This is a genomic window from Cryobacterium melibiosiphilum (assembly GCF_003602235.1).
GTDB lineage: Bacteria > Actinomycetota > Actinomycetes > Actinomycetales > Microbacteriaceae > Cryobacterium > Cryobacterium melibiosiphilum.
The window spans coordinates 65,293-74,074 of record NZ_QZVS01000077.1 but is presented as its reverse complement, the minus strand read 5'-3'; the positions used below and the strand labels follow the sequence as shown (position 1 = coordinate 74,074).

At 69.7% G+C, this 8,782-nt stretch carries 7 protein-coding genes; 5 read left to right on the top strand and 2 right to left on the bottom strand.

The window, feature by feature from the left end:
• The first annotated feature begins 542 nt into the window (after positions 1 to 542).
• Together D6T64_RS08315 and D6T64_RS08310 are read left to right on the top strand one after the other, a co-directional pair.
• On the top strand, positions 543 to 1,130 hold the full coding sequence (locus D6T64_RS08315) for a hypothetical protein (RefSeq protein ID WP_119974099.1): 588 nt from the start codon (positions 543 to 545) through the stop codon (positions 1,128 to 1,130).
• 58 nt (positions 1,131 to 1,188) lie between these two features.
• Positions 1,189 to 2,139, top strand: coding sequence for a PfkB family carbohydrate kinase (locus D6T64_RS08310; RefSeq protein ID WP_119974097.1), 951 nt, complete (start codon positions 1,189 to 1,191; stop codon positions 2,137 to 2,139).
• Between the two features lie 45 nt (positions 2,140 to 2,184).
• Here the strand turns inward: D6T64_RS08310 and paaZ are convergent, their stop codons facing one another.
• Together paaZ and D6T64_RS08300 are read right to left on the bottom strand one after the other, a co-directional pair.
• Positions 2,185 to 4,269: a phenylacetic acid degradation bifunctional protein PaaZ gene (gene paaZ, locus D6T64_RS08305; protein WP_119974095.1), complete on the bottom strand. Its 2,085-nt coding sequence runs from the start codon at positions 4,267 to 4,269 to the stop codon at positions 2,185 to 2,187.
• Positions 4,266 to 5,192 carry a 3-hydroxyacyl-CoA dehydrogenase family protein gene (locus D6T64_RS08300; RefSeq protein ID WP_119974092.1) on the bottom strand — a complete coding sequence of 309 codons (927 nt, stop codon included), beginning with the start codon at positions 5,190 to 5,192 and terminating at the stop codon, positions 4,266 to 4,268. Before D6T64_RS08300 ends, paaZ begins: the two co-directional genes overlap by 4 nt.
• Positions 5,193 to 5,408: 216 nt before the next feature.
• On the opposite strand from D6T64_RS08300, the gene D6T64_RS08295 reads away from it, so the two are divergent.
• From D6T64_RS08295 to D6T64_RS08285, 3 genes are all read left to right on the top strand, one after another.
• Positions 5,409 to 5,921: a hypothetical protein gene (locus D6T64_RS08295; RefSeq protein ID WP_119974090.1), complete on the top strand. Its 513-nt coding sequence runs from the start codon at positions 5,409 to 5,411 to the stop codon at positions 5,919 to 5,921.
• A gap of 186 nt (positions 5,922 to 6,107) precedes the next feature.
• Positions 6,108 to 6,683, top strand: coding sequence for a DUF6220 domain-containing protein (locus D6T64_RS08290; RefSeq protein ID WP_119974088.1), 576 nt, complete (start codon positions 6,108 to 6,110; stop codon positions 6,681 to 6,683).
• A 47-nt stretch (positions 6,684 to 6,730) separates the two neighbouring features.
• Entirely contained in the window at positions 6,731 to 8,725 is a 1,995-nt protein-coding gene (locus D6T64_RS08285; RefSeq protein WP_119974086.1) for a multicopper oxidase family protein, read from the top strand.
• Positions 8,726 to 8,782: the final 57 nt, after the last annotated feature.

Sequence of the window (8,782 nt, the reverse complement as noted above, 5' to 3'; positions counted from 1 at the left end):
AGCTGAACAGCTTTCCGAACCTGTGGGGTACGTGTGATTACATTACGCACCCCCCGACCAACGGTCAATTACAAGCCGCACCCCGGGCGTGTCGCCCGGGGTCCACCCAACACGAGGACTCAAGAGCGCGGGGGCGTGGCGCCCGCGGAGGGGCGAGTTGTGGCGAGGAGCGGGCGCCACGCCCCCGCGCGGCCCACACCACCAACGCCACCCAAATCCAAGGGCCGGCCCACCGGGTTTCGACACGGGCGCGAAAAGCATGCGCCCTGCTCAACCAGCGAGAGGGGGGCGCCCCTCGGGCAGCGAGAGGGGGCGCCCCTCGGGGCAGCGAGAGGGGGGCACCCCTCGGGGGAGCGAGAGGCCGGGGCGTGTCCCCCTTTTGACGGACTGCGGGGGGTGGACTCGGACTGCTACCGTGAGCGCACACTGGGCTTTCGGACGGCGACATCTCGCGTTTGGGCCCGGACGATAAGCGCGAGGCGCTGTGGCCGTGCGCACCGATAGGAATGTGACGGAACCACCAAAGCCGGGAGCGCCGACCCATGCGAATCACCTGCCCCTACTGCCAGTCGGAAGCCCGACTGTCCCCCAATCCGGAGCACGCGGCGCAGGACGCCTTGCCGGTGTATCGCCTGACCTGCAGCGGATGTGACCACACCACCGTTCGCCCGGACAACCAGGAGTTGCTGCTGGTCGCCCTCGTCGGCACCCGTCATGGTTGTGGGGAGCACGAGCTGACGGTGGCTGCGGAAGAGACCCGCAGCATCCGCTTTCATACCGACCCGAGCGGGCAGCGCACGCCGGTTGTCGAACATTCCGCCCTGCTCGAGGGCATCACGCGGGGCGCCGAGGCGTCGCGGTCGTTCAGTCTGCTGCTCGTCACGGAGGAGGTCGGGGCCCGGTATCACTCGGCCAGCGGCAACATTCCCTACCGCGCGGTGCGGGGCTGGATCGTGACCGACGGTGACATTCGAGCGCTCTCCCGCGAAGAGGTGTGGGAGGTCAGCTGCCGAGACAACGACCTCGAGCTGCCGCTCGATCCGGAGGCCGGGGTGCACTACGTCGATGCTGATGCGATCCCGCATCCGTATCGTTGGCAGCTCGATCCGGCGGCCCGCGTCGCGGTGTGACGCGCGCCGGGTCTGAAGCGGCCCGGCATTTGTCGGACGTCGGCAATACACTCACAGAATGAACTCGAGCCCTGATGCCCTCATTGTCGTCGGCGAAGCACTCGTCGACGTCGTCGCGACCGCCGACGGATTCGTCGATTATCCAGGGGGCTCCCCCATGAACGTCGCGATCGGGCTGGCCCGGCTCGAGCATCCGGTGCAGCTGGTGACGCGCATCGGTTCGGATGCGCGGGGCGTGGCTCTGCAGGAGCACATCGAGCAATCGGGGGTCGCCCTGTACCCCGGTTCCCTGTGCACCGAGGCCACTTCGACGGCGACCGCAACGCTCGACGCCGCCGGGGCAGCAACCTACGACTTCAACATCAACTGGTCGCTCGATTTCGTCGACCTCCTGCCGGCCACCCCGCTGCTGCACTTCGGCTCGATCGCAGCGTTTCTCGAGCCCGGTGCGACGGATGCCCGCCGCCTGCTCGCCGAGGCCCCCGCCAGCACCATCGTCACGTTCGACCCGAACATTCGACCGTCGCTGCTCCACTCACACGCGGATGCCGTCGCGACGGTCGAGGATCTCGCGGGGCTGTCGACCGTGGTGAAGCTGAGCGACGAGGATGCCCACTGGCTCTACCCCGCTCGCACGGTCGACGAGGTGCTCGACCACCTGCTCGCCCTCGGCCCGGTGCTCGTGATCGCGACCCTCGGCGGCGACGGTGCGATTCTCGCCACCGCGACCGAGCGGGTCACCTGCCCCGGAATCACCGTGGACGTGGCCGACACGATCGGGGCGGGCGACTCGTTCATGAGCGGGCTGATCCATCATCTGGCGCGCCTGCTCGCGACCGGCACGACGCCGGCGGCGCTGCGTGCGGGCGGTGTCTTCACGCGCGACGAGCTGCTGCGGGCCGGGTCGTTTGCCGTGCAGTGCGCCGGCATCACGGTGTCGCGCACGGGCGCGAACCCGCCGACCCTCGCCGAGGTGAGCGCCGCGCGCGGGGATTTCGTCGCGAACTGACGCCGCGGCATCCGGTGCCGCCGGCCGTGCGTTCTGCCGGGACGATCAGTGCTGGGCGACGAGGGTGAGCACGTCGTAGCTCGCGACGAGCTCACCCTTCTGGTTGGTGAGCACGGCGTCCCAGCGCACTTCGCCGTAGTCGTCGGTCTCGCGCGGGGTGATCTGCTTGGCCGTCAGGGTGACCCGGATACTGTCCCCCGGGGACACCGGAGTCACGAAGCGCAGGTTTTCGAGGCCGTAGTTGGCGAGCACCGGGCCCGGCGCCGGGTCGACGAACAAGCCGGCGGCCCAGGACACGAGCAGGTAGCCGTGGGCGACTCGGCCGGGGAAGAACGGGTTGGCCGCCGCGGCCTCCTCGTTCATATGGGCGTAAAAGGTGTCGCCGGTGAACTCGGCGAAGTGCTCGATGTCGTCAAGGGTGACGGTGCGGGCATCCGACCCGATCTGATCGCCGAGTTTCAGCTCGGCGAGGCTCTTGCGAAACGGATGCCGCGCGCCGGTCTGCGCGGCGGCGCCCTGGTGCCAGATGCCGGTGAGGGCGGTGAGCATCTCGGGGGAACCCTGAATCGCGGTGCGCTGCATGTGGTGCAGCACCGCGCGGATGCCGCCGAGCTCCTCGCCGCCGCCGGCCCGGCCGGGGCCGCCGTGCACGAGTTGCGGCAGCGGCGAGCCGTGCCCGGTGGAGGTGCGGGCGTCGTCGCGGTCGAGCAGGAGCACTCGGCCGTTGAAGGCGGCAATCCCGGTCGTCAGCTCCACGGCGACCCGAGGGTCATGGGTCGCGATGCTCGTGACGAGCGATCCGCCGCCGCGGCGCACGAGGTCGATCGCCTCGGCGAGGGTGTCGTAGCCGAGGATGCTCGCAACCGGGCCGAAGGCCTCGACCTCGTGCACCGCGGCAGCCTGGGCGTCAGCGAAGTGCAGGAGCATCGGTGCCACGAAGGCGCCGGCGGGGGCGGCCGCAGTGGTTCCGTTCGCGCGGGTGATGGGCGGGGCATCCGTCGTGCCGATGACGAGCTCGCCGCCCGCCTCGATGAGCCGGGAGACCTGGCGCAGCACCTCGTCGCGCTGGGCGATCGAGGCGAGGGGGCCCATGGTCACGCCCGGCACGCGAGGGTCGCCGAGCACGATTCGGGCCTCGATTCGGGCGCGCACGGCAGCGATGACGTCGTCGACGCCTGAAGCCGGCACGATCACCCGGCGAATCGCGGTGCACTTCTGGCCGGCCTTGACCGTCATCTCGGTGACGACCTGCCGCACGAAGGCGTCGAATTCCGGCGTACCGGCCACGGCATCAGGGCCGAGCACGGACGCGTTGACGGAGTCGGTCTCGATGGTGAACCGCACGCCGCCGGTCTGGACGGAATCGTTCGCGCGGAGTTTCTCGGCGGTCGACGCGGAACCGGTGAAGGCGACGAGGTCTCCGAGGCGCACCTCGTCGAACAGGGTCGGCACGCTGCCGGAGACCAGCTGCAGCGAACCGGCGGGCAGCAGGCCGGAGTCGACGAGGATGCGCACGACGGCTTCGGTGACGTAGCCCGACGGCGTCGCGGGTTTGACAAGGGTGGGCATGCCCGCGAGGAAGGCGGGGGCGAACTTCTCGAGGGCTCCCCAGACCGGAAAGTTGAAGGCGTTGATCTGCACCGCGACGCCGGGGAGGCGGGTGTACACGTGCCGAGCGAGAAAGGAGCCGTCCTTGGAGAGCGGTTCGACCGGGCCGTCGACATAGACGTGCGCGTTGGGCAGGTCGCGGCGGCCCTTCGAGGAATACGTGAACAGCACGCCGATTCCGCCGTCGATGTCGACCGTCGAGTCGATCGTGGTCGCTCCCGTGCGGCTGGAGAGGGCGTAGAGCTCGGGTTTTTTCTCGGTGAGGAGCAGCGCCATCTGCTTGAGCCGCATTGCGCGCTGGTGGAAGGTGAGTTCGCCGAGCGCGGCCTGGCCGACCGTGCGGGCGTAGTCGAGTGCCGAGCCGAGGTCGAGGCCGGCGGCGCTGACCCGGGTGACGAGTTCACCGGTTGAGGCATCGAGCACGAGGGCAGGCGGGGACGCGGTGACGGCAGCGGCGGAGGGGGTGCACCAGGCCCCCTCGAGGTAGCTCGGCAGCACAGCACGGAGAGGACTCGGTGTCATCGTGCGCTCCGGGCGTCGCGCAGCACGCGGCTGGTTTCCGGCCAGGCATAAAAACCCTGGCCGGACTTGCGGCCGAGTTTGCCCTCGGCGACGAGCCGGCGCAGCAGGGCCGGCGGTTCGAAGCGGGCGCCGAGCTGCGCGTGCAGGTATTCGGCGATGCCGAGGCGCACGTCGAGGCCGACGAGGTCGGTCAGTTTCAGCGGGCCGACCGGGTGTTTGTAGCCGAGCACCATGGCGGCGTCGATATCCTCGGCGGAAGCCACGCCGTCTTCGAGCATGCGGATCGCCTCCAGGCCGAGGGCGAGTCCGAGCCTCGACGACGCGAAACCGGGGGCGTCGCTGACCGTGATCGGCGTTTTGCCGAGCGCGACGGCCCAGGCCTGGGCATCCGCCGCCAGCTCGTGGCTCGTGAAGGTGCCCACGACGATTTCGACAAGGGCGGATGCCGGCACCGGGTTGAAAAAATGCAGCCCGAGAAACTGGGCGGGCCGATCGAGTTCTGCCGCGAGGGCGTTGATGGAGATCGAGGACGTGGCGCTGGCCAGCGCGGCGCTGTCGCAGAGAACGGCTTCGATGCGCCGCAGGGCATCCACCTTGAGTTCGAGCTGCTCGGGAATCGCCTCCACGACCAGGTCGCGGTCGCCGAACAGGTCACAATCGACGCCGACGACGAGGCGGTCGCTGAGCTCGGCGAGGGTTTCCCCGGTTGCGCCCCGAGTGATGCTCGCGGCGATGACGCGCAGGAGGCGTTCGCGGGCGGCATCCGCTTCGAGGGAATTTCGTTCGACGAGGGTGAGGTGCGCGCCGGCCAGGAGGAAGGCGTGGGCGATGCCCGCGCCCATGCGGCCGCCGCCGAGCACGCCCACGCGGTCGGGCACGCCGTCTTCGCCGCGGTCGCCGATTTCCAGTCCTGTTGTGGTCATGAGTGTTCCTCCAGGTCGTCGGCGTCGAGACGGGTTGCAGACTCACGGTACGCCCCGACCGGCCGTCTCCCGACGATCGCGCGGACGAGCGAATAAGCAACCGACCGTTCGGAAAGTAATTCTGGCAGATGGCGGAGTGCGCGGCAAGAGCGAGAAATTCACCAACTGGGGATGCCCGAGCCCCCCACGGGCGGCGGCTCTGTGCAAGCATGAACCATGGCCAACTACCGCCCCGTCGGAGATGACTTCGTGCGGCCGACGCCACCACGACTCGGTCGGATCGCAGCGCTCGAAGTGCAGGCCGGAATCAGTGAGGGCGCACTCGAGCTGCCGAGCCTGAACACAGCTGACCCGATCGACTTCGTCGACGTGAGCTACGAAATTCGCGGTGGCGCGGAGCACGGCCGGGGATTGACGGGCGCGGTGCGCACCTTCTTGCGGCCCGACGACACCTCCTGGGCGAGCGTGGAACGCCTCGCGGCGAGCCACGTGCTGGATCGGGTGCGCTTCGACACCCGCGAGGTCACCGAGCCGGTGCCGGACTGGGAACGCGTGGTGGTGCGGGTGGACGGCACCAAGCTCGCGGCCCGATACTCGATCTGCAGCGGATACGAAGCGGTCGCCTTTCGCGCCGGCGATCGCATCGTGAGCAGTGTCTTCTCGGTCTTCGATGCCTCCCTCTTCGACTCGTCGTTTCGCACGTTCATCTGGCCGCGCCCGACCGCCTAGCCCCCGAAATCTCGCGAGTGAGCAGTTTATGCACTTCCCGAGCTCGGGAAGTGCATAAACTGCTCACTCGCGAAAACGCACGGGCTCTGGATGGGAGCCGTGGGTCGGGCCACAATGGGGGAAACATCCGTTGCCGCTGCGAGTGTCCTTCTGGCGTGCTCGTATCTTTTGAAGGGAGATCCTCCCATGCGCAAAGTTTTCGCTGTGCTGTCCGTACTTCTGACCGCGTCTCTCGTTCTTCAGTTCTACCTCGCCGCCGTCGGCGTCTTCAGCGACCCCGAGGACGAACTCTTCGCGCTTCACGGCACCAACGGCCGCATCGTATTGCCGATCCTGGCCCTGCTGGTGCTGCTCGCCGCCGTCTTCGCCCGCGCCGGCCGCCGGGTCATCTGGCTCAGCGCGCTGCCGCTGATACTCGTGCTGTTCCAGACCGTGCTGTTCATCGTGGTTGGGGCCGCGTTCGGCCTGACGGAGGAAGACCAGGTGATTCCGCTCGCGGCGACCCTCGTCATCGCCCTGCACGCGATTGTCGGGCTGACGGCCTTCTTCGTCGCGACCATGCTGATTCGCCGGTCGTGGCCGGGGGCGTTTCCGCGGCAGGGGGCCGGCGGGGAACCGGCCCTCGTCGGCGCGTCGGCGCCCGTCGGCGTAACCGACGCCGCGGCACGGTCGGCTGAGCCGGTCCGGTCCGAGCCCGTACGGTCCGAGCCGGTCCAGCCTGCGTCCGAGAGGGGCCGCCGCGCTACCCGGGACGACGAGTGAGTCGGCCCGGCTGAGCCCGCCACGCTGATCGATTCTCCGGGCCGGCCATGACCACCACCCAGCTCATCGCCCTCGACCTCGTCACGGCGACCGCCACGGTCGCCTGCTGGCTGGCCGCGGGAGTTCTCGCCGCGGGCACGTTGGCTTCGGGCGCGCCGACGGATGCCGCGGCCGACGCGGCGCGGCGTCGTCGCGCCCGACACGCGCTCGCCTTGATCGCCTCGGGCATCCTCGCGTTGCTCGCCCAGGCGGCCGTGGTTGTTCTGCTGTCCACGCGTGGCTGGTGGTTCGTGCAGGAGAAGGTGGTTTTTGCGCTGCCCGTGACGCTGGTGGCCACGGTCGCCGCGGCGCTGCTGGCCGGGCCGGCGCTGGTGCGAATCGCCCGTGGGCGCTCGGCGTCCGGTTCTCGGGCATCCGTCACGACCGCGGTGGTGTCCGCGTGCGCGGCGAGCGTGGCCGGACTCGCCGCCCGACAGCTGGTCGGCTACCCGCTGACCCTCGGTGCGGCCGCCACCCTGCTGCTGCTCACGACCCTCGCAACCTGGCTCAGTTATGTGATCCTCGCCGGGCTGGGCCGGCGACTGCTGGTGGGGGTCGCCGGGCTGACCGCGTTGGTGGTGGGCGCATCCGTCGGCAGCGCCTGGCTCGGCGACGTCGCCGCACCAGGCTCCCTCGCCGCAGCCCATGCGGCGCACGCGGGTGAGGCTGCGGCAGCGACCACTCCGGCCGGGTCGGTGGTGTCGGTGGCCGACCTGCGGACCCCCGCGGAGGCATCGCCGACCGGCGACGTGAAACGGTTCGCGCTGACCGCGCAGCAGCAAGTCGTGACCCTCGAGGGCGTCGGCACGGTGAACGCCTGGAGCTACGGCTCCGTGCCCGGGCCCGAGGTGCGCGTCACCGAGGGCGATCTGGTCGAGGTGACCCTCGCCAACCGGGACATCGGCGCCGGGGTGACGATCCACTGGCACGGATATGACGTTCCGAACGGCGAGGACGGCGTGGCCGGCGTCACCCAAAATGCGGTGCTCCCGGGCGAGAGCTTCACCTACCGGTTCACCGCCGACGACCCGGGAACGTACTGGTACCACACCCACCAGGCCTCCGCCGAGGGGGTGCAGCGCGGCCTGTACGGCACCCTCGTGGTGCTGCCGCGCGGCGGAATCGCCGAGGCAGTCGACCTCGCGCTGCCGGTGCACGCGCTCGGCGGCGCACTGCTGATGGGGGACGCGACCACCGAGCAGCGGCGGGCGGTTGCGGCCGGGGCGAGGGTGCGCATCCGCTTGATCAACACCGACCAGGTGCCGCGACGCTTTCGCGTGACGGGGACCGCGTTCGAGGTTGCGGCGGTCGATGGGCGCGACCTCAACAGGCCGACCGCGATCGAGGATCGAGCCCTGCGACTGCCGGCCGGGGGCCGTCTGGATGTGACGCTCAGCATGCCGAACAGCCCGGTTCGGGTGACGACGGATGCATCCCCGCGCGCCGGACTCACCCTCTCACCGGGAGCGGCGGCCCGAAGCGACACCGCGATCGAGCCGCACGACGGACCCGATCTGGACCTGCTCGGCTACGGTACGCCGGAGGCAGCGGCGATGCCGGAGGGATCCGGAACGGTGCTCGCATCGATGGTGCTCGACCGGCTGCCGCGCTTTCGGCACGGCCTGCCCAGCGTGGCGTACACCGTTGACGGCGCCGTGTTTCCGCACATCGACAGCATCGAGGTGACCGAGGGTGATGTGGTGCGGCTGACCGTGGCCAACCGCGGCTGGGAGACGCATCCGATGCACGTGCACGGGCACCACGTGCTCGTGCTCAGCCGCAACGGCGTGCCCGCCTCCGGATCGCCGCTCTGGCTCGACACCTTCGACGTGCAGCCCGGGGAGGTGTGGGAGGTCGCCTTTCTGGCCGACAACCCCGGTATCTGGATGGATCACTGCCACAACCTCGACCACGCGGCCGAGGGCATGATGATGGCGCTGCGCTATCGCGGCGTGACTACTTCGTTCGAGCAGGGCGGCGCCCACTCCAACCGTTCCGAGTAGCGACGTCTCCGGCTCGCGAGTGAGCAATTTATGCACTTCCCGTGCTCGGGAAGTGCA